A 23,519-nucleotide genomic window follows, 5' to 3' on the forward strand; every position below is an offset into this window, starting at 1 on the left:
AAAGCGAAGCAGTCATGAGCTACGTCTCCCCGATTTTGATCGGCATCGTCTACGTCCTGTTGATGTCACTGGTCCGCGACGACGACCGGCGACGCCGCCTGAACGCGCTCATGGTGGGGGGCGCCTCGGCCGCCTACCTCAGCGGTGGCGGCCTCGGGGCCTGGGAGTTCGCCTTCACCGCCGTGGCCACTTTCGTCGCCTACCGGGGGCTCGAGTCCTGGACGTTCATCGGGGTCGCCTGGCTCCTGCACACCGCGTGGGACCTGGTCCACCACCTCAAGGGCAACCCGATCGTGCCCTTCGAGCACGGCTCCTCCATGGGCTGCGCCATCTGCGACCCCGTCATCGCGCTGTGGTGCCTGCGGAACGGCCCCCGTGTCGCGCTGCCCTGGCGGACGGCGCGGACGCGGGAACCGGTCGCTCCTCGGTAGCCGCCCCTCAGTAGCCGCTCCCCAAGGTCTGCGTCGTGTAGGCGCATTCCGTGTAGATGTAGCCGGAGCGGAGCTTGGCGGTGTCCGAGCCGGGCGTCGCCGTGCTGTCGCCGTGCGGCTTGTGCACGAAGTACGTGGTGCCTACCGGGAGACTGATGGTGCGCTGCGGATAGTTCTTGCCGCTGCGGCAGGGCTTGAAGCCGACCAGGAGCGTGTCGGCGAGGGTGTACGTCCTGCAGCTGCCGCAGCCCTTGAGGGTGAAGCTGCCGGTGACCGGCCCGGTGTAGAGGACGGTGACGTCGTCCGGGCTGTCGTTCTTCACCGTGACGGAGATGCTGCCGCCGGAGGCGGTGGTGGGCAGCTTCTTCCCGGCGGCCGGGAGCGTCTGGGCGACCTCCGCGGCGATGGACGTCTTCTTCGCGCGGTCCCGGTTGCCGCTGTGCTTGTTGTCGGCGAGGAACTGGTCCATGGTCTTCTGTGCCGCTGCGAAGTCGCCGTCCTTGTACTGGTCGACGCCGCAGGCGTACTCCCCCGCGTCGCCGCTCCTGTCGGCCCGGCCGGCGGCCTTCCCGAGGTCGCCGGCCGCGTCGGGGGCCGTACCCGACAGCTCGGTGATACGGGTGTTCAGGTTGCGCAACTGCTCGACGGCCGCGCAGGGTTCGCCACCGCCGACCGCCTTCTCCGCCCTCTTCACCGCGGAGTCGACGGCGGGTACGACCTCCCCGGCCGGCCCGGACTGCGGGAACGTGTCCAGCAGGTCGCCGAACTTCGTGACCCAGTCCGCCTCGCCGTTCGCCAGACTGCTCGAACCGCACTCGTACAGCGAGGTGGCCAGCCGGTCGTCGGGCCACCGCGTCAGCGAGCCGAGCTGCTTCCTCGGCATGGTGCGGGGCACCGTGCGCAGGTACTTCAACGGATCGATCGCGGCGCAGTAGTCCTTGTGCCCGTAGGCCGCGCCGACCGTCTCGTAGTACGTCTTCATCCGGTCGGGCACCTGCTCGGCCGCGCGGGAGCCGGAGTGCTCGACCGCGAGGTCCCTGTAGACGTCCAGGGCGGTCCCGTAGTCGGACCTGGCCTCGGCGAACGTGTGCCGGCTGCCCGCCGTCACCAGGTGGTCGGCCCGCTCCAGGCGGTCGAGGAGTGACCGCTCCACTGCTTCGTCGTGCGCGTTGCCGTACCCGACAGCGGCGCCGGCCGGTACGGCGAGGAGCAGCACACCCAGCAGCAACGCGAGGGGCGCCCTGCCCGACCACGACAGCCGGGTGCGCAGCCCGGCCACCGCGCCGTGCACGGCCGCCAGCAGCAGGAACACGGCGTACCCGGCGAGCGCCACCCCCGGGACGCCGTCGGCGTCCGCCGGCAGTGCCACCAGCAGCAGCACGATGGTCGCCACCCAGCACGCGGCCATCAGGGCCCATCTTCGGACGAGCGCGTAACCGAGGCCGAGGCCGCTGAGGTTGAGAATGGCGACCGCGGCCGCCCGCAGGCCGTCCGGCGGTGCCGGCGGTGGGCTCGACGGCATGGGCGGCACGTTGAACTGCTGGTACGGACCGTACGGATTCCCGGACATGGTGCTCCCCCCGACGAACTGTGCCCGCAGAACTGCGGGTTGGCAGTGTACGGCCCGGGACGCGAACCCGACAGAGGGGTCCATAACGACGGCCCGGCAGACCGTGCGGCGACACCATCAGGCCAAGATCGCGCGGACCACGGTCTTCGACGACGCCATGACGTCGGAGACGAACCGCAGCCGCCCGACGTCCAGTCGGCGCAGGGCCGCGCCGTGGTCGGCGGTCACCACCAGGCAGACCGCGCACAGCAGGAGCTGCCAGGCGGCCGTCACCGGACGCCGCAGCGGGCGGGGCAGTTCCCGCAGGGACGCGTGCAGCCGCTCGCAGTGGAAGGGCACGTGGCGTTGTTCGTCGGCCAGGATGCGGGCCGCCACGTCGGAGGCGAGCGGGTCGTCGGCGCCGTCGCGCAGGGCCCGGTAGTAGCGCAGCGCCACCACCTCGGCGATCATCAGTACCAGCAGTTCGGTACGCAGCCCCATCAGGTGCCTCAGCCGTACGAAGACCGCGTCGCTCCAGTGGCCGGCCAACGTCGGCACGCCACCGGCGGTCAGCAGACGCGCCAGCATCCGGGCGTGGTTCTGTTCCTCGGCGACGAAGAGCTTCACGGCGTGCGCGTAGTGGGGGTCACCGGCCTCTTCCGCCTTGGCGATGAGGCCCGCGCCGTCCCCGTCCTCCCCGACCTGGAAACGCTGGATGCTCGCCCACACCGTGCGGTGCAGGGCCGCTCCCCGTTCCCAGTCCGGGTCGGGCGCCGCCTGTCTGCGCTCGTCCTCCTCCTCGAATCTGCGTGTCCAGTCGGCGAATCCGCTGGTCGGCACCCGGTCTCCCCTCGTCCCCGCGGCACGGCTGCCGTGCCCTGGTCGTGAAGGACGCGGACGGTGGCCGGATCGTTCCGGCGGGGCGGCGGTCTGCCGCCCCGCCGGCGCGGGAGCGACGGAGGCCGAGAGGGAGGGGTCAGCCGACGTCGGAATCGATGCCGGTGATCACCGCGGGCCCGAGGGGAGCGCTGTCCGGGTCGAGCCCCGCATGGCGCAGCGCGGAGTCGGCGAGGTCACGGGCGTCCTCCTCGGCGTCGGCGCCGCTGTCCGCCTCCACGGACAGGCGGATGGTGAAGGTGTTGTCGTCGTTGACGGTGAGGGCGTCCAGATCCTCCGTACTGCCCGTCCGAGTGGTGTGGGGATCGGCCGGCCGCAGTGCCCGGCTCAGCCGTGCTCGCTCGTCCTCCTCGATCCCGGTGGTGAAGGTGCCGGGAACGCTGATCAGGTACGTGGTCATGACGATCCTTTCCTCGGATGTCACACCACCTACCCCTGAGAGCCGGGTGCCATCACGGCCGGACGGAGTACGTCCTCGCACCACTGGCGGAATCCCGTGGGCGCCGTGTCCGGGGTGGTCGGCTGGTCGGCGCCGTAGAACCCCTGGTCGCGCAGCGCGTCCGTCATGTCGGCGAGCCCCTGCGCCCAGGCCTCGCTCACGCCGCGGCGCAGCAGCGTCTCCTTCTGCTGCGCACTGCTGACGGCCTGGAAGCGCACCTCGCGGTCCAGCACCTCGGAGACGACCCGTGCCATGCCTTCGGGGGTCAGGTCGTCGGGCCCGGCCAGTGGGACGTCGTCCTGCCCGGTCCAGGAGCCGTCCAGCAGCAGCCGGGCCGCCGTGGCGGCGATGTCGCGGGTGGCGCAGGTACGCAGCACCCGGTCCGGCTCCACCGCCAGGAAGAACACGCCCCCGGTGCGGATCGACTCGGCCTGGCCCAGCAGGTTCTCCATCAGGAACGGCGGGCACAGTGCCCGGTAGTGCACGCCCATGGCCGCGATCGCCTCGTCCATGGCGAGCGACGCCGAGATCTGCCCGGCGTTCTTCGCCACCGAGCGGCCCAGCGTGGAGACGCCGACGACCCGTTCGACGCCCTGGCGTGAGGTCACCTCGCGCAGCGACTCGGTGAACGTGTGGAAGTGCCCTTCGACGCTGTCGGCCGAGGGCGTCGGCGGCACCAGCCAGAACAGGCGGTCGGCGCCCGCGCACGCCTTCCCCAGGACGGCGGGGTCGGCGTGCGACCCCTGTACCACCTCGGCCTTCTCCCGCACCCGCGCGGGAAGGCGGGCGGGTTCGCGGGCGATCACCCGGATCCCCGCCGCGGCGTCCGGGGCGTCGAGGAGGCGGTCGAGGACCTGCCGGCCGATCTGGCCGGTCGGGGTGGTGACGACAATCATGAACAACTCCATGCTGTGGTGGTCCGCCGGATGTTCCGGATGCCGTCGAGCCTGCTGCGCGGGGCGCGGGAACTGAAGGACCGGTTCACTCCCGCTTGTTACCCTCCGGGTAACACCGAACGGAGGGGACGCATGGACTCCCGCCTGCTGCGCTACTTCGTCGCCGTCGCCGAGGAGCTGAACTTCGCCCGCGCCGCCGAGCGGCTGGGCATGTCCCCGCCTCCCCTGTCCCGTGCGATCCGCCAGTTGGAGACGGAGCTGGGCGTCACCCTCCTGGAGCGGACCACCCACAGGGTGACGCTGACCGCCGCGGGAACGGTGCTGCTCCCGGAGGCGCGGTTCGCCCTGGAGGCCCTGGAGGCGGCAGGGCGGCGGGCCCGGCGCGCCGCCGCCGAACCGGGGCTGGTGCTGGCCGTCAAGGCGGACGGCGACGGGGGGCTGCTGGAGCCGGTGCTGGCGCGCTACGCGGCCGAGCCCGGAGCCGTACCCGTCGCCGTCCGGCTGTGCGACTGGCAGGAGCAGCCGCGGCTGTTGCGGCGGGGGGAGGCCGACGCGGCCCTGGTTCACGAGCCCTTCGACCGAACGGGGCTGGACACCGAGACGCTGGCCGCCGAACCGCGTGTGGTGGCCCTGGCCGCGACCTCCCCTCTCGCCGCCCGCGACAGCCTGGCCCTGGCCGACCTCGGGCTGCGCCCCGGCGAGCTGCACCGGTACATCGACGAGATCCGCGGCCAGGGCCGTGACCTGGCCCAACTGCTCACCCTTGTGGGGCTCGGCAGCGTGGCCCCCGTGCTGCCCGCGTCGGTCGCCGCCCGCTATCCGCGCCCCGGGGTCGTGTACCGGCCGCTCGTGGACGCGCCGCCCTGCGTCCTCGCCATCGCCTGGCCGCAGCAGTCCCGTTCGAGGGCCACGGCCGCGCTGGTACGCGCCGCGGTGGCCGTCACGGAGACCGGCGCTGAAGCCGTACGGGAGCGGGGTCACTCCCTCGCGCACCTCGGATAGAACGAACTCGGGCCGTCGGTCGGCATGTTGTCGGGTGTGTCGTCGTCCGTCCGTTCCGCGTCGACGGCGTACTCGCCGGTGTGACGGCCGATTCCCGCGGCCTTCTCGCCGAGCAGGCCGTGGGTCGCGTACACACCGTCACCGTCGTAGATGAACGCGGCGAGGTCGGGGTAACGGTCGTGGTCGTAGTCGCCGACGGCGAGCCCGCGGGTCTCGCCGAGGTCGATGTGCCGGGGGGCGTGGCCGCGGCCGGTTCTGGAGAGCGGGCCGCGCCTGAGTTCGGACAGGCGCGGCTCGATCGGGTCGTCGCCCCGCGACGGACCCGTGGCCGTGACGAGGAGGTCGGCCCATCCGTCGCGGTCGAAGTCGGCCACGACGGCCAGGTCCTCCTTCCCGTGCCCGATCCCGCCGACCGGTTCGCGGACCCCGACCCGCCTGCCGTCGCCGGAGGAGGTCCCGAAGGTGATGGTGAGCCGGGCACCGGTCCGGGAGGGGTCGGCAACGCGGTCGCGGTGGCCGTCGGCGTCCAGGTCCGCCAGGAGATCGCCCGTCCCGCTCACGCACGGCCTGATGGCGGACGGTTCCGCCGGACGCGGAGGCGCCGTCCCCTGGAAGGTGTCGAACGAGCCGGCGAAGACCGCCAGGGCCGCCGCCACGACGGCGACGATGCGGCGCGGCCGGATCGTGTGCGCGGTCGGGGGCATCCGCGCATGATGCCACGTCAGTTCCTGGCGAAGCTCTTCAGTTGGTCGACGGAGCCGTTGAACCGGTCGTGATCGCCCACCGTCGGCCCGGTCGAGGTGTACTGCCACATGGTGTACGAGGACCAGCCGGCCGGCAGGTCGCCCACCGCCGACGCGTACCGGGCGACCCACAGGGGGTTGGTCTTCCCGAAGCCGGTGTGGCTGCCGGTGCAGGTGTTCCACCAGGAGGTGGCGGTGTAGACCACGGCGTCGCGGCCGGTGCGGGACCGGTACCGGTCGAGGAAGTCACGGATCCAGGTCACCATCGCGCTCGGTGTCTTGCCGTAGCAGTCGTCGCCGTACGGGTTCCACTCGATGTCGAGCACTCCGGGCAGGGTGACGCCGTCACCGCTCCAGCCGCCGCCGTGGTCGACGAAGTAGTCGGCCTGGGTGGCGCCGCCGCTGGTGTCGGGGGTCGCGAAGTGGTACGCGCCGCGGATCATGCCGGCGCCGAGCGAACCGCCGTACTGCGCGGAGAAGTAGGGGTTGGTGTAGTAGGTCCCCTCCGTGGCCTTGGTGTACGCCCATCTGACGCCGCCGTCCCACAGGGTCGGCCAGGCGACGTCGCCCTGGTAGCTGGCGACGTCGACCCCCTCGGTCTGGCCGGCGCGCGGGCCGGCCGAGGCGGGGCTCGAGCCGTCGTGGGCCGCTACGCCCATGCCCATGCGGGCCGAGCCGCGGGCCGGGGTGTCGTCGGCGGAGGCGGGGACGGTGAACGGGGAGAGGAGCAGCGCCAGCAGGGCAGCCGGGACACCGGCGGCGAACAGGCGGGCGCGCGTGGGGTGAAGGGCTATGAGTGGTCGCACAGACATCATCTGATCGGCAGTCGGCCTTCGTCGCACGCCGGGATGCGCCGCATGACGGCCCATCGGGGACAGAAGGCTCCGTACGAGTGAGGTCAGCCCTGACCTGCGTGGGTGTGGCTGTGCGACACCTCGGGCGCGCAGTGCCGCGCCATCGCCCGGCGGTCGCGCAGCCAGTCGTGGACCGCCAGGCCCAGTGCGCACAGCACGGGCAGGACGCCGGAGCCGACGGCGAGGGCGACGGCGGTGCGGTAGTCGTGGGGGTGGGCGCCCAGTGCCACGTAGAAGAGTCCGGGCAGTGCCGCCGTGCCGACGGCCCCGCCGAGCCGCTGCCCCGTCTGCAGAGCCCCGCCCGCCGCTCCCGCCATCCGCACCGGTACGTCCCGCAGCGTCATGGTCACGTTGGGCGAGATCACGCACCCGCTGCCCAGACCGCCGACGAAGAGGGCGGGAAGGGCGAACCAGACCGCGCTGTCACCGGGTGCGAGGCGCAGGAGCAGCGCCGTGGCGCCCAGTCCCAGGGTGACGGCGGCCAGCCCGCACACGGTCAGCAGCCGGCCGAACCGCTCCACCAGGCGGCCGGCGATCGCCGCGGCCGCGGCGGAGCCGATGGCGAACGGTGTCACCGCGAGCCCGGACTGCAGCGGACTGTAGCCCCGGCCGTTCTGGAAGAAGAGGGCGAACACCAGCCACACCCCGCTGAAGCCGACGAAGTACAGCGCGGCGATGGCGGCGCCGACGGCGTACCCCCGGGTCTCGGTCACCAGCCGCGGGTCGAGCAGCGGCCGGCCGTCACGTGCCGCGACCCGCCGCTCCCACCGGGAGAACGCGGCCAGGAGGGCCACCCCGGCCGGGAAGAGCCACCACAGCCGCTTCACCCCGCCCGATTCCGCCAGCACCAGGGGGAACATCAGCGTCAGGACCCCGCAGCCGAGGAGCAGCACACCGACCAGGTCGAGCCGTTCCCGCCGGCCCGGGGCCAGCCTGGGCAGCAGCCGGAGGCCGAGGAGGAGTGCCAGGGCACCGACCGGCACGTTCACGTAGAAGATCCACCGCCATCCCTGGGGGCCGTCGGCGAGCTTGAGGATCAGCCCGCCCACGACCGGCCCCACGGCGCTGGAGATGCCGACGGTGGCGCCGAAGAGACCGAAGGCCTTCCCGCGGTCGGCTCCGCGGAACATCTGCTGGATGAGGGCGGAGTTCTGCGGGGCGAGACAGCCCGCGGCGACTCCCTGCGCCAGCCGGGCCGCGATGAGCAGACCGATCGTGGGGGCCGCGCCGGCCGCGGCGCTGCACAGCACGAAGGCGCCGAGAGCCAGCAGGAAGACGCGCCGTCGGCCGATCGTGTCCCCGATGCGCCCGGCGGTCACCAGCACCAGGGCGAAGGCCAGGGCGTAGCCGGAGACCACCCACTGGATGTCGGGCGCCGAGGCGTGCAGGGCCCGTTGCATGGACGGCAGCGCGACCGCGACGATCGTCACGTCGAGCAGGCTCATGAATCCGGCCACCAGTGTGACCGCCAGGGCCTTCCAACGCCTGGGGTCGCTGCCGTCACCCCCGTGTGTACCCAATTCCACCGGTTCGCTCCTGTTCCCTGCGGTCACGTCATTCGGGCGAGTACCCGTTTGATTCACGCAATGAGTCCGGAACCTCTCCGATCCGATCAAGAACTCTCCTATAGTGACCGCCAGTTGAGCACCAAGCGTCACCACTCACTCACATCTGCCGGTGCCCCCGCCGACAGCTGCCCTAGGATCCACTGATGACCGCGCCCACACCTGACGGCGAACGCCCCACCTTCCGCACGATCGCCCCCGCCCTGGCGCTGACCGGCCTCCTTTGCGCGCTCGTCGTCGTCACAGCGGTCGACCTGGCTCCGTCGTCGGTACGCACCCCGCTCGCCCTGGGGGCGAGTGCCGCGGCACTGGTGCTGTGCGCGGCGGTGGCCTCCGCGGTGCACGCCGTGCAGGGTGAGCGCGGCGCCCGGCGCAGGCTGGAGACCGTGACGCAGGACCTCGGCCGGCTCCTGCAGCAGCAGGCCCGGGCGACCGAGGAGTCCCGGCTGGAGCAGCAGCGCCTGATCGACGAGCTGGCCGAGCAGCGGGCCGAACTGACGGAGTCCTTCCACCGGGAGCTGGGCCGGGTCGAGGCGGAGGCCGCACAGGAGCTGGACCGACTCGACCAGGAGAACGCCGACCTGGCCGCGCGGCTCGAGCGCGCCACCCGGGAGCGGGCGGCGGCGATCGCCGCGACGTCCAGCGCGGCCGGCCGTATGCAGGCCCTGGCCACCGCCACCCTCGCCGACCTGCGCGCGATGGAGGACCGTCACACCGACGAGGACGTCCTCGCCGACCTGCTCCACCTCGACCACCGCACCGCGCAGGCGGGCCGGCTCGCGGACTCCGTCGCCGTACTGACCGGAGCGCGCACCGGCCGCCGCTGGGCGCGGCCCATCGCGATGGAGTCGATCCTGCGCGGCGCCATGGGACGGATCAGCGGCTACCGGCGGGTGCGCGTCCACTCGGTCAGCGACACGGCCGTCGCCGGTCACGCGGCCGAGGGCGTGATGCACGCACTGGCCGAGCTGCTCGACAACGCCGCCAACTTCTCGCCCCCGACGGCCGAGGTCCACGTGTACGTCGAGGAGGTGCCGGCCGGTGCCATCGTGTCCGTGGAGGACAGCGGACTGGTGATGGGCGATGTCCAGCTGCGCCGCGCCGAACGGGCGGTGGCGGGCGACAGCTCCGAGCTGGGCGGTCTGACCGGCACCCGGCTCGGGCTCGCCGTGGTCGGCCGGCTGGCCCGCAAGCACGGTCTGCGGGTCTCCTTCCGGCCGTCCGCTCGGGGCGGCACCGGGGTGTTGGTGCTCATCCCGCAGGAGATCCTCACCGGCCCGCACACCGCCGAACCGGCGGCGGCACTCGCGCCGCCCGCCGCCGAAGGGCCGCGCCCCACGGAACCGGACGCCCCGGCCCCGGTCACCGGAGCACCGCAGGCGGACCCGGCACCGCTCCACGAGGCGGCGGCCGACGACGAGTCGACGTCGTTGCCCAAGCGCCGCCGGGGCCGTACCCTCGCCGCCGCCGAGCGGGCGAGGCCCGCGCCCCGGTCCGCCGAGCCGGGCGGCACTCCCCCGGCCGCCGGGCCGGGCCGTCCGCCCGCCGCCGACGACGCCAGGGTCCGCGCCGCCCGTTTCAGCAGCTTCCGCCGGGCCGTGCGCGCACCTGCCGCGGACCACACCACGCCGGACCACACCTCGCCGGACCACGCGGTGGACGACGACACCGCGCCGCCGAACACGAACACCTCCCACCCGCAGGCCCACCCGGAAGGCGACACCACCTCATGACCGGCACGACCACCGCCGACGAGAAGCTCACCTGGCTCATCGAGGGTCTTCTGGAGCGCACCCCGGGCGCGCGGCACGCACTCGTGCTCTCCCGCGACGGGCTGAAACTGTGCCGTACGCCCGAGCTGAGCGTCGACCAGGCGGACCAGCTCGCGGCCATCGCGGCCGGCATCCAGTCGCTGTCGCACGGGGCGTCCGTGGAGTTCGGCGACGGCAGCGGAGGCGTGCGGTCGGCGATGACCGAGTTCTACGGGGGCGTGCTGTTCATCGTGGAGGCCGGAAACGGAGCTCACCTCGCCGTCGTGACCACCGAGGACGCGGACCCCGGGATGGTGGGCCACAACATGAGCGAACTGGTGGAGCAGCTCGGCGAGCACCTGAGCGCCCCGCCCCGCACCTCATGAGCCGCCCCGGCCGGGACGACGCTCCCGACCGCCTCTACACCATCACCGGTGGGCGCAGCCGGACCGGCCCCGACAACCCCTTCGACCTGGTCACGCTCGTCGTCGCCGAGTCCGCGCCGGTCACCGGGATGCAGTCGGAGCTCGCGGCGATCCTGCGCCTGACCGAGTCCCCCACCTCCGTGGTGGAGATCGCCGCCGAGCTGCGGCTGCCCGTGAGTATCACCAAGGTCCTGCTGTGCGACCTGCTCGCGGCGGGCCGGGTCAGCGCCCGCCACCCCCGCGGAGCCGCCGTTCACGACCCCGACATCCTGGAGCAGGTGCTCGTTGGACTCCGTAATCTCTGACGCGCGCACCCCGCTGGGTGCCTCCGCCGACAACGGTCTGAAGATCGTCGTCGTGGGCGGTTTCGGCGTCGGAAAGACCACACTGGTCCGCTCGGTCAGCGAGATCCGTCCCCTGAACACCGAGGAGACGATGACCCGGGCGGGCGAGACGGTCGACGACATCCGGCAGGTCGGCGGCAAGACCACCACCACCGTCGCCTTCGACTTCGGCCGGATCACGCTGGACGCGCGCAACGTGCTGTACCTGTTCGGTGCGCCGGGCCAGGAGCGGTTCTGGTTCCTGTGGGACCGGCTGTTCTCCGGCACCCTCGGCGCGGTCGTCCTCCTCGACACCCGCCGGATCGACGAGTCCTGGTACGCCATCGACCGGCTGGAGCACCACGGCACGCCCTTCATCGTGGCCTGCAACGACTTCGGCGGTCCCGCGCACCCGCCGGGCGCGGTCCGCGAGGCCCTCGACCTGGACCCGCACGTGCCCCTGGTCGACTGCGACGCCCGCTCGCGCGAGTCGAGCAAGCAGGTGCTCATCACCTTGGTCCAGCACATCCAGCAGCACTACGCCGGCCGGTCCGCCCCGGCGGCCCAGCCCCGACAGGAGTTCGTGTGACCCCCGACGCCGTTCCCCTCGGCGGACCCCGGTTCCAGACCGAGCCCGCGCGCCTGTACCGGGAGATGCGGCGCGAGCACGGCGCCGTCGCCCCCGTGCTGCTCGACGGTGACGTGCCCGCCTGGCTGGTGCTCGGCTACCGCGAACTGCACCAGGTCACCGGCGACCCGGTGCTGTTCAGCCGCGACTCCGACCTGTGGAACCAGTGGGACACCATTCCCCCGGACTGGCCGCTGCTGCCGATGATCGGCCGCAAGCAGCCGTCGATCCTGTACACCGTCGGTGAACGCCACCGGCAGCGCGCAGCGATGATCAGCGACGCCCTGGAGGCGGTGGACCCGTCCGCGCTGCGGTCCCACGCCGAGCGGTTCGCCGACGAACTCGTCGACGCCGTGTGCACCGTGGGCGAGGCCGACCTGGTCGGCCAGTACGCGATGCTGCTGCCCGTACGTGTCCTGGCACGGCTCTACGGCTTCTCCGACGAGGAGGGTCCGGGCCTGGTCACCGCCCTCAACGACATGATCGACGGCCGGGAGCGGGCCATCGCGGGCCAGACCCATCTGGGGACCTCGATGGCGCAGCTGCTCGCCGACCGCAGGGCGCGGCCCGCGAACGACGTCGTCTCCCGGATGCTCGCCGACGACAGCGGGTTCAGCGACGAGGAGATCGCCCAGGACCTGATGGTGATGATGGCGGCCGGGCACCAGCCGACCGCCGACTGGATCGGCAACTCCCTCAGACTGATGCTCACCGACGACCGCTTCGCCGCCTCCCTGTTCGGCGGCCGCAACAGCGTCGCCGAGGCCATGAACGAGGTGCTGTGGGAGGACGCGCCCACCCAGAACGTGGCCGGCCGCTGGGCCTCCCGCGACACCCACCTCGGCGGGCGCCGTATCCGGGCCGGTGACCTGCTGCTGCTCGGCCTGCAGGGCGCCAACTCCGACCCTCAGGTCCGCACCGACGGCTCGGCCCTGACCGGCGGCAACAACGCGCACTTCTCCTTCGGCCACGGCGAGCACCGCTGTCCGTTCCCCGCGCAGGAGGTGGCCGAGGTGATCGCGCGGACCGGCATCGAGGTCGTCCTCGACCGGCTGCCGGACATCGACCTGGCGGTGCCCGCCGAGTCCCTCACCCGCCGGCCCTCGCCCTGGCTGCGGGGCCTGACCGAACTGCCCGTGCGGTTCACGCCCGTACCCGCCCTCTGAACCCGCCCGCCCTGGAGGCATGCCACGATGACGACCGGTACCGAAGCAACCCGGATCGCCCTCGACCCCTTCGTCACCGACCTGGACGGCGAGGGCGCGGCACTGCGCGCGGCCGGTCCGCTCGCCGCCGTCGAACTGCCGGGCGGCGTCCCCGTCTGGGCCGTCACCCACCACGCCGAGGCCAAGGCGCTGCTCACCGATCCGCGTCTGGTCAAGGACATCAACGTGTGGGGCGCCTGGCAACGCGGGGAGATCCCCGCGGACTGGCCGCTGATCGGCCTGGCGAACCCGGGCCGCTCCATGCTGACCGTGGACGGGGCGGACCACCGCCGGATGCGCACCCTGGTCGCCCAGGCGCTGACCCCGCGCCGGGTGGAGCGGATGCGGGAGCGGATCACCAAGCTCACCGAAGAGCTGCTCGACCGGCTGCCCACCGGCACGGACGTCGTCGACCTCAAGGCGGAGTTCGCCTACCCGCTGCCCATGTACGTCGTCGCCGACCTCATGGGGCTCGACGAGGCCCGGCTGCCCCGGCTGAAGGTGCTGTTCGAGAAGTTCTTCTCCACCCAGACCCCGCCCGAGGAGGTCATCGCGACCCTGACGGAGCTGGCGCAGATCATGGCCGAGACGGTGTCCGCCAAGCGGGCGGCGCCGGGCGACGACCTGACCAGCGCCCTGATCCTCGCCTCCGAGGACGGCGACCGGCTCACCGACGAGGAGATCGTCTCCACCCTGCAGCTGATGGTCGCCGCGGGCCACGAGACGACCATCTCCCTGATCGTCAACGCCGTCGTCAACCTCTCCACCCACCCCGACCAGCGCGCGCTCGTGCTGTCCGGGGAGGCGGACTGGTCGGCGGTGGTCGAGGAGACGCTGCGCTGGTCGACTCCGACCTCGCACGTCCTGATCCGCTTCGCGACCGAGGACGTGCCGGTCGGGGACCGGGTGATCCCGGCCGGCGACGCCCTGATCGTCTCGTACGGGGCGATAGGCCGGGACGAGAAGGCGCACGGGCCGACCGCGGGTGACTTCGACATCACCCGCGAGTCGAGGAACCGTCACATCTCCTTCGGCCACGGCCCGCACGTCTGCCCCGGCGCGGCCCTGTCCCGGCTGGAGGCCGGGGTGGCACTGCCCGCGCTGTACGCCCGCTTCCCCGGGCTGGAGCTGGCGGTGCCCCCCTCCGAGCTGCGCAACAAGCCGGTGGTGACGCAGAACGACCTGTTCGAGCTCCCCGTGCGGCTGCACGGCCAGGACAGGGCCTAGGGCAGGTCGCCCGGGCCGATGAGGTCGGCTCGGGCCAGGACGGTGCCCAGGACCTCGCGCAGGGTCAGCGCGGGCTCCTCGACCGGGCCCGGCGACCGCCATGCCACGAACCCGTCGGGGCGGACGAGCACGGCGCCCCCGGGTGTCGTGCCGTGCCGCTCCGCCCAGTTCACGTCGCCCTCGGGCGTCAGCTCGGCGTCGGGTCCGATGCCCACGCGGTACGAGGTCAGCGGGATCGGCATCTGTTCGGCGAGGCGGGTGGCGGCCTCGTGCCAGCCGCCCGTCCCGCCCTTCTCCTCCGCGTCGCTGAGCAGGACCATGTCGCGTTCGTAGAGGTCGAGGGTGGAGAGGCGCTCCCCGTCCCGCCGCAGCCACATGTGCGGGGCCCTGCTGCCCGGTTCGCCGGTCAGGTGCAGTGCCTCGGGGACGACCGGGGTCGCCGGGTCGGCGTCCACCACCGCGCCCTGCGGGTAGCGGTAGCCCAGCGCGACGTTGAGGATGCCGCGCTGCGGGCCGCCGCTGCCCATGCCGGGGGCCGGGGCGAAACCCGGGTGGCTGTGCTCCACCGAACGTCCGGCGGCCCGGGCGCTGGTCGCCTCCGCGACCGGGCGGCGCTCGGTGTCGTAGGTGTCCAGCAGGTCCTCCCCCGCCCAGCCGCCGAGCACCGCGGCCAGCTTCCAGGCGAGGTTGTGGGCGTCCTGGATGCCGGTGTTGGAACCGAAGGCCCCCGTGGGGGACATCTCGTGCGCCGAGTCCCCGGCCAGGAAGACCCGGCCGGACCGGTAGCTGCGGGCGACGCGCTGGGCGGCGTGCCAGGGCGCCCGGCCGGTGATCTCGACGTCGAGGTCCAGGTCACCGACCGCGCGGCGGATGTGGTCGACGCACCGCTCGTCGGTGAACTCCTCCAGCGTCTCGCCGTGTTCGGGATGCCAGGGGGCGTGGAAGACCCAGTTCTCCTTGTTGTCGACCGGGAGCAGCGCCCCGTCGGCGTCCGGGCTGGTCAGGTAGCAGACGATGAAACGGCGCTCGCCCACCACGTCGGCGAGGCGACGGGAGCGGAAGGTCATGCTGATGTTGTGGAACAGGTCGCCGGGGCCGCTCTGCCCGATGCCGAGCTGTTCGCGGACGGGGCTGCGGGGGCCGTCGGCGGCGACCAGGTAGTCCGCGCGGATGGTGGTGTGCTCTCCGGTGTCACGGCTCTTGACCACCGCGGTGACACCGTCGGGGTCGGTGTCGAACGACATCAGCTCGGTGTGGTACCGCAGGTCGCCGCCCTGGCCGACGGCATGGTCGAGGAGGACGGGTTCCAGGTCGTTCTGGCTGCACAGACACCAGGTGCTGGGGCTGAACCGGGCCAGTCCGCCGCCCGGGTCGATCTCCTTGAACAGCCATTCACCCGCGTCGCCGACCAGGGTGGGGGTCTGCAGGATGCCGTGGTTGCCGGCCAGCGTGGCCGCGGCCTGCCGGATCCCGGGCTCGACGCCGGCCACCCGGAACAGCTCCATGGTCCGTACGTTGTTGCCGCGCCCACGGGGGTGGATGGACGTACCGGCATGGCGTTCCACCAGCGTGTGCGGAACTCCCAGCCGGCCCAGGAACACCGAGGTGGACAGGCCGACCAGGGAACCGCCGACGATGAGGACCGGTACCCGGTGGGTGCCGCGGTCGGCGGAATCGGCTCTTTCCTTCATCACTCGCCTCCAGCGCGTCGTCTCCCCCGACTCGGCCGGAAACGGCCGGGACTGTCATGCATGCCCCGCGGGACGGAGACGGGCTCGGGCCGGTTCACCCGGCCGGAGGCGTCCGATCCGGCTAGTTGCTGGTTTGGATCGCGATGAACGGCTCCCGGGAAGGGGGCCCGGGGGCGGGCACGGCCGCCCCCGGGTGTCAGATACGGCCGCCGGTGAGTCGGGTGAGGGGACCCTGCGTGGGGCGTCCCGCGCGGCGGCCCACCGCGTACGACGCGGCGCTCACCGCGGTCAGGCCGGCTCCCGCCGCCACGGCGACGAGCTTGCGCTGGCTGATGACCGTCCAGGCCGTCCTGGCGGTCGACGCCACCTGGCCGGAGGCCGCGACGACCGCCCGGCGGCCCGCCTCCAGCTTCTCGGCCCCGGCCTGCACGGCCCCGGTCGTCGCCTCGGCCGCCGCCCCGGTCGCCTTGTCGGCGCCCTCCTTGGCCGCTGACGCCGCGTCATCCGCCTTCGTCGCGGCCTTCTTCGCGCCCCGGGACGCCGGAGCCGTCGCGTCGGCCGCGGCGTTGCGGGCCTTGGCAGCCGTCCCCTGCTGGGAGTCGGACGTTCGCTTCGTGTCGTTGTTCGATTCAGTCATGGACATCGCCTTACCGGTCAGTTGCCCGGCAAACAGGCCCGTCCGAAGTCCTCGACCGTCCTCAGCCACCGAGTGCCGTGAGAACCACGGACTTCGCCTCCTCCTGCACCTGGGCGAGATGGCCGGCCCCGAGGAACGACTCGGCGTACACCTTGTAGACGTCCTCCGTGCCGGAGGGCCGCGCCGCGAACCAGGCGTGCTCGGTGGTCACCTTGATGCCGCCGATGGCGGCGCCGTTGCCCGGGGCCTCGGTGAGCACGGCGGTGACCGGTTCCCCGGCCAGGGACTCGGCGGTGACCTGGGCCGGCGAGAGCTTGGCCAGCAGCGCCTTCTCCTCGCGGGACGCCGGGGCGTCGATGCGGGCGTAGGCGGGTTCGCCGAAGCGGGCGGTCAGTTCGGCGTAGTGCTCGGACGGCGTCCTGCCGGTCACGGCGGTGATCTCGGAGGCCAGCAGGGCCAGGATGATGCCGTCCTTGTCCGTCGTCCACACCGAACCGTCCCGGCGCAGGAACGACGCGCCGGCCGACTCCTCGCCGCCGAAGCCGAGCGTGCCGCCGATCAGCCCGTCCACGAACCACTTGAACCCGACCGGTACCTCGACCAGTTCCCGGCCGAGGTCGGCCGCGACCCGGTCGATCATCCCGGAGGACACCAGGGTCTTGCCGATGCCGGTGCCGGCCGGCCACTGCTCGCGGTGGCTGTAGAGGTAGGAGATGGCGACCGCGAGATAGTGGTTGGGGTTCATCAGTCCCGCGTCCGGGGTGACGATGCCGTGCCGGTCGGCGTCGGCGTCGTTGCCGGTGGAGATGGCGAACCGGTCCCGCTGCTCGATGAGGGAGGCCATCGCGTACGGCGACGAGCAGTCCATGCGGATCTGGCCGTCCCAGTCCAGGGTCATGAACCGCCAGGTGGGGTCGGTGTGCGGATTGACGACGGTCAGGTCGAGCCCGTGCTGTTCGGCGATCCGCCCCCAGTAGGCGACGGACGCCCCGCCCAGCGGGTCGGCTCCGATGCGCACGCCGGCCGCCCGGATCGCGTCGAGGTCCAGGACGCTCGGCAGGTCGGTGACGTAGGTGCCCAGGAAGTCGTACCGGCCGGTCGTGTCCGCGACGAGCGCCTTGGCGTAGGAGACCCGCCGTACGTCCTTCAGGCCGCCCGCGATGATCTGGTTGGCCCGGTCCTGGATCCAGGAGGTCGCGTCCGAGGCCGCCGGGCCGCCGTTCGGCGGGTTGTACTTGAATCCGCCGTCGGCGGGCGGGTTGTGCGAAGGGGTGACGACGACCCCGTCCGCGCGTCCGGTGGTGCGGCCCCGGTTGTGGGTGAGGATGGCGTGGGAGACCGCCGGGGTCGGCGTGTAGCCGTCGGCGCTGTCGATCAGCACCGTCACCCCGTTGGCGGCGAACACCTCCAGCGCGGTCACCTTCGCGGGTTCCGACAGCGCGTGGGTGTCGGCCCCGAGGAAGAGCGGGCCGTCGGTGCCCTGGCTCTCCCGGTACTCGCAGATGGCCTGGCTGGTGGCGGCGATGTGGTCCTCGTTGAACGCGCTCGCCGACGACGATCCGCGGTGTCCGGAGGTGCCGAACGCGACCCGCTGCCCGGGCTCGGCCGGATCCGGGTGCAGCGCGTAGTACGCGGTGACCAGTCGGGCCACGTCGACCAGATCCTCGGGACCGGCCGGCGTGCCCGCTCGCTCGTGCGGCATGGGTGCGTTCCTCCGCTTCGGTTGATGTCTCGCTCGGCGTCTCATCTTTCCCCTTCGGCACGTCTGTACGCGAGTGCGCCACCGTCACGCTCGTCCAGGGGCCGCCGACCGATCACTCGGCCACGGGCTTGCGTCTCCCCCGGGGGGAGACGGAAGGGTGAGGTCATGGACGGCGATTCCCTGTACTCGATCGGTGAACTGGCGCGGCGCACCGGACTGACGGTCAAGACCGTCCGGCGCTACTCGGACCACGGCATCGTGGCGCCGGCCCGGCGTACCGCCGCCGGCCACCGCCGGTACGGCCCCGACGCCGTGGCCCGGCTGGCCCTGGTGCGCACGCTGCGCGAACTGGGGTTGGGGCTCGCGGCGATCCGCTCGGTCGTGGACCGGGAGCTGGCTCTCGGCGATGTCGCCGCGCGGCACGCCGCCGCCCTGGAGGCACAGATCGGGGCCTTGCGTCTGCGCCGCGCACTGCTGACGGCCGTGGCCAGGCGCCGGCCCACCTGCGAGGAGTTCGAGGAGATGGAGCACATGCACCGACTGGCCCGGCTCTCCCTGGCCGAACGCCGTCGCCTGGTCGACGACTTCCTGCAAGCCGTCTTCGACGGTCTCGAAGACGGCCCGGGCCATGCCGCGGCCCGGCGTTCCATGACGCCCGAGCTTCCCGACGACCCCACGGACGAACAGGTCGGGGCTTGGGTGGAACTCGCGGAACTGTCCCTGGACCCGGGCTTCCGCTCCGGTCTGCGGCGCGGCGTGGCCGACCATGCGGCCGCCCGTCAACCCGGCGGCACCGTCCTGCCGCGTCCCGACGCGGTGGCGATCGTCCGCGAACACGCGCAGGCAGCCGTGCGGTCGGGCATCGTCCCGGACTCGCCCGAGGCGGGTCCCGTCGTCGCGGCGCTCACCGCGCACTGTGCCCGGGCCTTCGGCCGCCCCGACGACGCCGGGTTGCAGCGATGGCTGCTGCGGCGCCTGTCGGCCGTGAACGAGCCCCGCCGCGACCGGTACCTCGAGCTGCTCGCCGTGGTCAACGGCTGGCCGGCCCCGGAGCGTGTGGCACCGGTGGTCCAGTGGTCCGTCACCGCGCTGCGCGCGCGGGCGGCGGCCGGCTGACGGGGGCGGCTCCCCGGGTGGCGTCGGGCCGCGGCGGCCGGCGAGCCCGCTCGACGGTCAGAAGTGATGTCCGCAGCCGACCGCGCTGACGCCCCTGAGGGCACAGGTCTCGTCCGCCGCCGCCTCGATCCGTGCCGCCTCCGCCCGTCGGCCCGCCGCCTCCAGGGACCGCGCGAGGTTGTACTGCGTCTGCACCGTCCCGTACCAGTTGTCGTACTCCTCACGGATGCGCAGTGAACCCTCCAACGCGGTGACGGCCTCCTCGACCCGGCCCGCCGCGTGCAGGGCACAGCCGAGGCTGTTGAGCGAGTCGCCGTGGAAGATACGGTCGTGCGCCTGGTGGAGCTCGCAGGCCCGGCGGAAGGCGGTGGCGGCCTCGGTGTGGCGGCCCATGTCGTCCAGGACCAGGCCGAGGTTGTGCTGGGCCCGGCCCTCGTTCCACTCGTCGCCGAGGGCCCGGAAGCGGTCCCGGGTGCGCAGATGGGTGGCCAGGGCGACATCGTGGTGCCCGGCCCTGCGGTGGGCGAGGCCGAGGTTGTTCCAGGCCATGCCCTCACCGGTGGGATCCGCGATGCGCCGGAAGAGGTGGGCCGCGTGGGTGAGTGGTTCGAGGGCCTCGACGGGGTGTCCGCCGCGCGAGAGCGCGTTGCCCAGGTGATTGCAGGCGGTGGCTTCGGCGTACTCGTCCCCCAGCCGCTGGGCGACGGCACGTGCGATGCGGCTGACGGCGGCCCACTCGTCGAAGAAGCGGCGCCAGCGCATGTAATTGGCCAGGTGCAGCGCCAGCCCGACCCGGGCCTGGGGGTCACCCTCGTCCGGCCACTGCACCGCGGCCACGAGATTGGTCCGCTCGCTGTCGAACCAGGCCAGGGCGGTGTCCCGGCGCGCGGTGGCGGCGGGAGACGGGTCGTGGACCGGGACCGGCATATGGCGGTCGCAGTGCGCGGCCTGCCGGTGGTAGTGCGCTCTGGCCCGCGCCCGCGCGGTCCGCGCCTCCTCGGCCAGCCGGGGATCGGACGTGGCGAGGGCTGCCGCGTAGCTGCGCACCAGGGCGTGGATGCCCCAGCGTACGGCCGTCCCGTCACCGTGCCGCTCCCACGTCACCAGGTGGGCCCGCGCCAGGTCGCCGAGCACGTCCAGTGCCGCGTGCTCCCTGAGACCCATGATCTCCGCGGCGGTGTCGGTGCCGTAGTCGGCGCACGGTACCTGGGCCAGGAGGCACAGGGACCGGGCCCGGTCCTCGGGCAGCCGGCGCACACAGGCTTCGAAGACGGGGGCCAGCGACAGCGGCCTGCCGTACTGGTCCACGCCCTGGCTGCGGAGTGTGTCGGTGACGTCGGTCCCGGAGTGGAGTTCCTCGACCAGGGACGCCACACGCCAGCGTGAGGGGCGGTCGCTCAGGAGTGCGGCCACGATCTGGAGGGCCAGGGGCAGGTGGCCGCACAGCCGGGTCAGCTCGCGCACAGCCTCGGCCTCCCGCTCCGGCCGGTCGTCGTCCGCCTGGCGCAGGCGCAGCGCCCTGGCGATCAGCGCGGCGGAGTCCTGCGGACGCAGCGGGCCGAGGGACAGCTCGCGGGCGGGCAGCGAGGGGTGAGACTCGCGGGAGGTGAACAGGACGCGGTGTGCCGCATCACCGGGGAGCAGGGGCGGGAGCTGGCTGGGCTCGCACACGTTGTCGAGGAGCAGGAGCACCCGCTTGCCGAGGTCGGCGAGCCGGGCCAGCTTGCCGCGGTACACCCCGTAGGGGTCGACCTCCTCGGACGGCAGGTGGGCGCCGCCCATGTCGAGGGCGTGCAGAAGGGACATGACGGCCTGCGCGGGCGTCACCGGGGTGTCCTCGTAGCCCGCGAGGTCGAGGAAGAGGATGCCGCCGGTGAACCAGCCCTTGTCCTTGGCGATCTGCGCGGCCCGCAGGGCGAGCGTCGTCTTGCCCATGCCGCCCAGCCCGGTCACCGCCCACATGACGGGTGAGTCGGCGGACGAGGTGTCGCCCGGCCGTAATCCCTCCAGCAGGCGGTCGAGTTCGCGTTCGCGGCCGGTGAAGCCGGGCTGGACCGTCGGCAGGGTGGAGACGGCGGTCGGCTCGTGGGCCGCGTGCTCGCAGCCGGCGCCGAACGACACCGGCCCGTGGAACTGGCCGTTCCGGAAGTCGACGTGGTCGTGGTACCGGTCGGGGCCCGTGGGCCGATCGTCCCCTGTCTGCACCCGGTCCTCCCCCAGCGACGGTGCGGGCCCGGCATGGACCGCTTCGCGGCGCTATACGGTAGGGCATCCCGCGTCGCCGCGGTACGGGATCGGCCGATTCGCCCGCTGTTGGTCCCGTCGTGGTACTCACGGGCCCGGCGTGGGTGCGCTCATGTCGTCGCCTCGGCCGCCCTCCGTTCCGCTTCTCTCAACGGATGTCGGTCGGCAGGGCCGGGTTGCCGTCCGTCAGGTCCTGGGTGCCGATGACCGAGAGCAGCTCCAGCTGTGCGGCGCCCTCCGTACCCGGCGGTGCGGTGAACCACAGCAGGCGCTGGCGGCCGTCCTCACTGAACAGGTTGTGGCAGTCCAGCTCGATCACGCCCAGGGCGGGATGGACGATGCGCTTGTGGTCGCTGCGGCGCAGGGCGACGTCGCGGGTCTCCCACAGGGCCGCGAACTCCTCGCTGTGCCGGCGCAGGCCGGCGACCATCCGGACCACCGCCGAGTCCTTGCCGCGCCGGGCGGCGACCGCCTGCAGGTCCGCGACGAACACCCGGGAGTGGTGGGGGTGGTCCTCGGCCGGGTAGACCGCGCGGGCTGCGGGGTCGGTGAACCAGCGGTACACGAAGCTCGCGGCGGGTCCGGTGGCCGCCGGGGGCGGCCCGAGGAGCGCCCTGGCCAGCGGGTTCTGGACGAGCGTCTCGTGCAGGTCGGTGATGACCTGGGCGGGCGTGGTGGTGAGCCGGTCCAGCAGGCCGAGCAGGGCGGGCTGGACGTGCGCGGTCGGGCCGGTCGCCGCCGGGGGCAGCGGGCGGTCGGCGAGGAGGAACAGGTGGTCCCGTTCGTCGCCGTTCAGCCGGAGCGCGCGGGCGAGTGCGGCCAGGACCTGGGCGGAGGGCTGGGCGCCGCGACCGCGTTCCAGCTCCGTGTAGTAGTCCGCGGACAGCCCGGCCAGCTGGGCGACCTCCTCGCGCCGCAGTCCGGGCACCCGGCGCCGCGGGCCGGTGGGCAGGCCGACGTCGGCCGGGCGGACCCGGTCGCGCCGGGACTTCAGGAAAGCGGCGAGTTCGGACTGGTTCACCCGGCCATGATCCCGCGCACCGGCCGGCCGAGCCAGGGGTTGCCAACCCCTGGGTGGGGACAGCCATGGCTGCCGCGCAGACACCGGACCAGGCTGGAGACGCAAGCACGGCACCACGCACTGTCAGAGGAGCAATCATGTCCACCCAGGAAGCGGCGAGGGCAGCCGTCGTCACCGGCGGCTCGCGCGGCATCGGCCGGGAGGCGGTGAGCCGGCTGGCCGCCGACGGCTACGCCGTGGTGGTCGGCTACGCGGGCAACCGTGAGCTGGCCGAGGCCGCCGTCAAGGAGGTCACCGCGGCCGGCGGCCGGGCGGTCGCCGTCCGGGCCGACGTCGCCGACGAGAACGACGTGGCGGCGCTCTTCGCCACCGCCGAGTCGCGGTTCGGCGGGGTCGACACGGTCGTCCACGCGGCCGGACGGATGTACCTGTCGCCGGTCGCCGAACTGGACCTGGCGGAGCTGGACGCGCTGCACCGCACCAACATCCGCGGCACCTTCGTGGTCGCCCGGGAGGCCGCGCGGACCTTGCGCCCCGGCGGCGCGCTGATCACCTTCTCCACCTCCGTGGTGGGCCTGGCCTTCCCCTCGTACGGCGCGTACAGCGCCAGCAAGGGTGCGGTGGAGGCACTCACGATGGTGCTCGCGCGGGAGCTGCGGGGGCGGGACGTCACCGTGAACACCGTCGCCCCGGGGCCCACCGCCACCGACCTGTTCCTCGACGGCAAGGACGAGGAGACGGTCGCCCGGCTGGCCGCCCAGCCCCCGCTGGAGCGTCTCGGTACCCCGGCCGACATCGCCGCGGTGGTGTCCTTCCTGGCGTCGCCGGCCGGCCACTGGGTCAACGGCCAGGTGATCCGCGCCAACGGCGGCATCGTCTGACGGTCACCCACTCACCGGAAAGCCCTTCTGCAACCCCCCTTTTCCATCCAAGGAGAAACACCATGCCGTTCGCCAACTTCAAGGTGCCCGCCGGAAGCCTCGACGAGAAGCAGAAGGAGGAGATCGTCACCCGCGCCACCGAGCTGTACGTCGACCTCTACGGTGAGCGCGCCCGCGCCAACACCCTCGTCCTGGTCGAGGAGGTCACGGACGGCGGCTGGGGCATAGGCGGCAACGTACTGACCCTCGCCATGCTCCAGCAGTCCCCCGAGGACTGACACCCCGGCCCGCT

At 72.9% G+C, this 23,519-nt stretch carries 23 protein-coding genes; 11 read left to right on the forward strand and 12 right to left on the reverse strand.

Annotation, left to right across the window (positions count from 1 at the left end; all coding sequences use genetic code 11):
• Positions 1-14: 14 nt before the first annotated feature.
• Entirely contained in the window at positions 15-431 is a 417-nt protein-coding gene (locus ACFY0F_RS15735; RefSeq protein ID WP_388793471.1) for a DUF6010 family protein, read from the forward strand.
• A gap of 7 nt (positions 432-438) precedes the next feature.
• Here the strand turns inward: ACFY0F_RS15735 and ACFY0F_RS15740 are convergent, their stop codons facing one another.
• The 4 genes from ACFY0F_RS15740 to ACFY0F_RS15755 all read right to left on the reverse strand — a co-directional run bounded on the left by ACFY0F_RS15740 (position 439) and on the right by ACFY0F_RS15755 (position 4,212).
• Positions 439-2,001, reverse strand: coding sequence for a hypothetical protein (locus ACFY0F_RS15740; protein ID WP_388793473.1), 1,563 nt, complete (start codon positions 1,999-2,001; stop codon positions 439-441).
• 117 nt (positions 2,002-2,118) lie between these two features.
• Positions 2,119-2,820: a ferritin-like domain-containing protein gene (locus tag ACFY0F_RS15745; RefSeq protein WP_388793475.1), complete on the reverse strand. Its 702-nt coding sequence runs from the start codon at positions 2,818-2,820 to the stop codon at positions 2,119-2,121.
• A gap of 136 nt (positions 2,821-2,956) precedes the next feature.
• Positions 2,957-3,277 carry a hypothetical protein gene (locus tag ACFY0F_RS15750; RefSeq protein WP_388793477.1) on the reverse strand — a complete coding sequence of 107 codons (321 nt, stop codon included), beginning with the start codon at positions 3,275-3,277 and terminating at the stop codon, positions 2,957-2,959.
• Positions 3,278-3,306: 29 nt separating this feature from the next.
• Entirely contained in the window at positions 3,307-4,212 is a 906-nt protein-coding gene (locus tag ACFY0F_RS15755; protein WP_388793479.1) for an NAD(P)H-binding protein, read from the reverse strand.
• A 132-nt stretch (positions 4,213-4,344) separates the two neighbouring features.
• Here ACFY0F_RS15755 and ACFY0F_RS15760 point away from each other — a divergent pair, with 132 nt between their 5' ends.
• Positions 4,345-5,214 (forward strand): LysR family transcriptional regulator, encoded by an 870-nt coding sequence (locus ACFY0F_RS15760; protein ID WP_388793481.1) that lies wholly within the window; start codon positions 4,345-4,347, stop codon positions 5,212-5,214.
• Here ACFY0F_RS15760 and ACFY0F_RS15765 read toward each other — a convergent pair.
• The 3 genes from ACFY0F_RS15765 to ACFY0F_RS15775 all read right to left on the reverse strand — a co-directional run bounded on the left by ACFY0F_RS15765 (position 5,190) and on the right by ACFY0F_RS15775 (position 8,337).
• Positions 5,190-5,918, reverse strand: a complete 729-nt coding sequence (locus ACFY0F_RS15765) for an FG-GAP repeat domain-containing protein (protein WP_388793483.1) — start codon at positions 5,916-5,918, stop codon at positions 5,190-5,192. The genes ACFY0F_RS15760 and ACFY0F_RS15765 overlap by 25 nt on opposite strands.
• Before the next feature lie 17 nt (positions 5,919-5,935).
• The gene (locus ACFY0F_RS15770; protein ID WP_388793485.1) at positions 5,936-6,769 is read right to left on the reverse strand and encodes a lysozyme; all 834 of its coding nucleotides are present in this window, start codon (positions 6,767-6,769) and stop codon (positions 5,936-5,938) included.
• 86 nt (positions 6,770-6,855) lie between these two features.
• Positions 6,856-8,337, reverse strand: a complete 1,482-nt coding sequence (locus ACFY0F_RS15775) for an MFS transporter (protein ID WP_388793487.1) — start codon at positions 8,335-8,337, stop codon at positions 6,856-6,858.
• Positions 8,338-8,522: 185 nt separating this feature from the next.
• Between ACFY0F_RS15775 and ACFY0F_RS15780 the strand changes: the two genes are divergently transcribed.
• Genes ACFY0F_RS15780 through ACFY0F_RS15805 form a run of 6 tightly spaced genes read left to right on the forward strand, consistent with a single transcriptional unit; the run spans position 8,523 to position 13,935 of the window.
• Complete coding sequence (locus ACFY0F_RS15780; RefSeq protein WP_388793489.1) at positions 8,523-10,109, forward strand: ATP-binding protein; 1,587 nt, start codon at positions 8,523-8,525, stop codon at positions 10,107-10,109.
• Entirely contained in the window at positions 10,106-10,513 is a 408-nt protein-coding gene (locus ACFY0F_RS15785) for a roadblock/LC7 domain-containing protein (protein WP_388793491.1), read from the forward strand. The genes ACFY0F_RS15780 and ACFY0F_RS15785 overlap by 4 nt, the downstream gene beginning before the upstream one ends.
• A complete protein-coding gene (locus ACFY0F_RS15790) occupies positions 10,510-10,857 on the forward strand; it encodes a DUF742 domain-containing protein (protein ID WP_388793492.1) in 348 nt (115 codons plus the stop codon). Before ACFY0F_RS15785 ends, ACFY0F_RS15790 begins: the two co-directional genes overlap by 4 nt.
• Positions 10,838-11,464 carry an ATP/GTP-binding protein gene (locus ACFY0F_RS15795; RefSeq protein ID WP_388793494.1) on the forward strand — a complete coding sequence of 209 codons (627 nt, stop codon included), beginning with the start codon at positions 10,838-10,840 and terminating at the stop codon, positions 11,462-11,464. The genes ACFY0F_RS15790 and ACFY0F_RS15795 overlap by 20 nt, the downstream gene beginning before the upstream one ends.
• Positions 11,461-12,669: a cytochrome P450 gene (locus tag ACFY0F_RS15800; RefSeq protein WP_388793496.1), complete on the forward strand. Its 1,209-nt coding sequence runs from the start codon at positions 11,461-11,463 to the stop codon at positions 12,667-12,669. Before ACFY0F_RS15795 ends, ACFY0F_RS15800 begins: the two co-directional genes overlap by 4 nt.
• A gap of 27 nt (positions 12,670-12,696) precedes the next feature.
• Positions 12,697-13,935, forward strand: a complete 1,239-nt coding sequence (locus tag ACFY0F_RS15805) for a cytochrome P450 (RefSeq protein ID WP_388793498.1) — start codon at positions 12,697-12,699, stop codon at positions 13,933-13,935.
• Here the strand turns inward: ACFY0F_RS15805 and ACFY0F_RS15810 are convergent.
• The 3 genes from ACFY0F_RS15810 to pgm form a co-directional block, all read right to left on the reverse strand.
• Entirely contained in the window at positions 13,932-15,626 is a 1,695-nt protein-coding gene (locus ACFY0F_RS15810; RefSeq protein ID WP_388793499.1) for an FAD-dependent oxidoreductase, read from the reverse strand. The two genes, ACFY0F_RS15805 and ACFY0F_RS15810, sit on opposite strands and share 4 nt — an antisense overlap.
• A 196-nt stretch (positions 15,627-15,822) precedes the next feature.
• Positions 15,823-16,269, reverse strand: coding sequence for a hypothetical protein (locus ACFY0F_RS15815; protein WP_388793501.1), 447 nt, complete (start codon positions 16,267-16,269; stop codon positions 15,823-15,825).
• 55 nt (positions 16,270-16,324) lie between these two features.
• Complete coding sequence (gene pgm, locus ACFY0F_RS15820) at positions 16,325-17,965, reverse strand: phosphoglucomutase (alpha-D-glucose-1,6-bisphosphate-dependent) (RefSeq protein WP_388793503.1); 1,641 nt, start codon at positions 17,963-17,965, stop codon at positions 16,325-16,327.
• Between the two features lie 165 nt (positions 17,966-18,130).
• Between pgm and ACFY0F_RS15825 the strand changes: the two genes are divergently transcribed.
• Positions 18,131-19,081 (forward strand): MerR family transcriptional regulator, encoded by a 951-nt coding sequence (locus ACFY0F_RS15825; RefSeq protein ID WP_388793505.1) that lies wholly within the window; start codon positions 18,131-18,133, stop codon positions 19,079-19,081.
• A gap of 57 nt (positions 19,082-19,138) precedes the next feature.
• Here the strand turns inward: ACFY0F_RS15825 and ACFY0F_RS15830 are convergent, their stop codons facing one another.
• Positions 19,139-21,286 carry a tetratricopeptide repeat protein gene (locus ACFY0F_RS15830; RefSeq protein WP_388793507.1) on the reverse strand — a complete coding sequence of 716 codons (2,148 nt, stop codon included), beginning with the start codon at positions 21,284-21,286 and terminating at the stop codon, positions 19,139-19,141.
• 187 nt (positions 21,287-21,473) lie between these two features.
• Complete coding sequence (locus ACFY0F_RS15835; RefSeq protein WP_388793508.1) at positions 21,474-22,346, reverse strand: helix-turn-helix transcriptional regulator; 873 nt, start codon at positions 22,344-22,346, stop codon at positions 21,474-21,476.
• Between the two features lie 137 nt (positions 22,347-22,483).
• On the opposite strand from ACFY0F_RS15835, the gene ACFY0F_RS15840 reads away from it, so the two are divergent.
• Together ACFY0F_RS15840 and ACFY0F_RS15845 are read left to right on the forward strand one after the other, a co-directional pair.
• Positions 22,484-23,227: an SDR family oxidoreductase gene (locus tag ACFY0F_RS15840; protein WP_388793510.1), complete on the forward strand. Its 744-nt coding sequence runs from the start codon at positions 22,484-22,486 to the stop codon at positions 23,225-23,227.
• Between the two features lie 62 nt (positions 23,228-23,289).
• Positions 23,290-23,505: a tautomerase family protein gene (locus ACFY0F_RS15845; RefSeq protein WP_388793511.1), complete on the forward strand. Its 216-nt coding sequence runs from the start codon at positions 23,290-23,292 to the stop codon at positions 23,503-23,505.
• The last annotated feature ends 14 nt before the right edge of the window (positions 23,506-23,519 follow it).

The organism is Streptomyces sp. NPDC001544 (assembly GCF_042894285.1).
GTDB lineage: Bacteria > Actinomycetota > Actinomycetes > Streptomycetales > Streptomycetaceae > Streptomyces.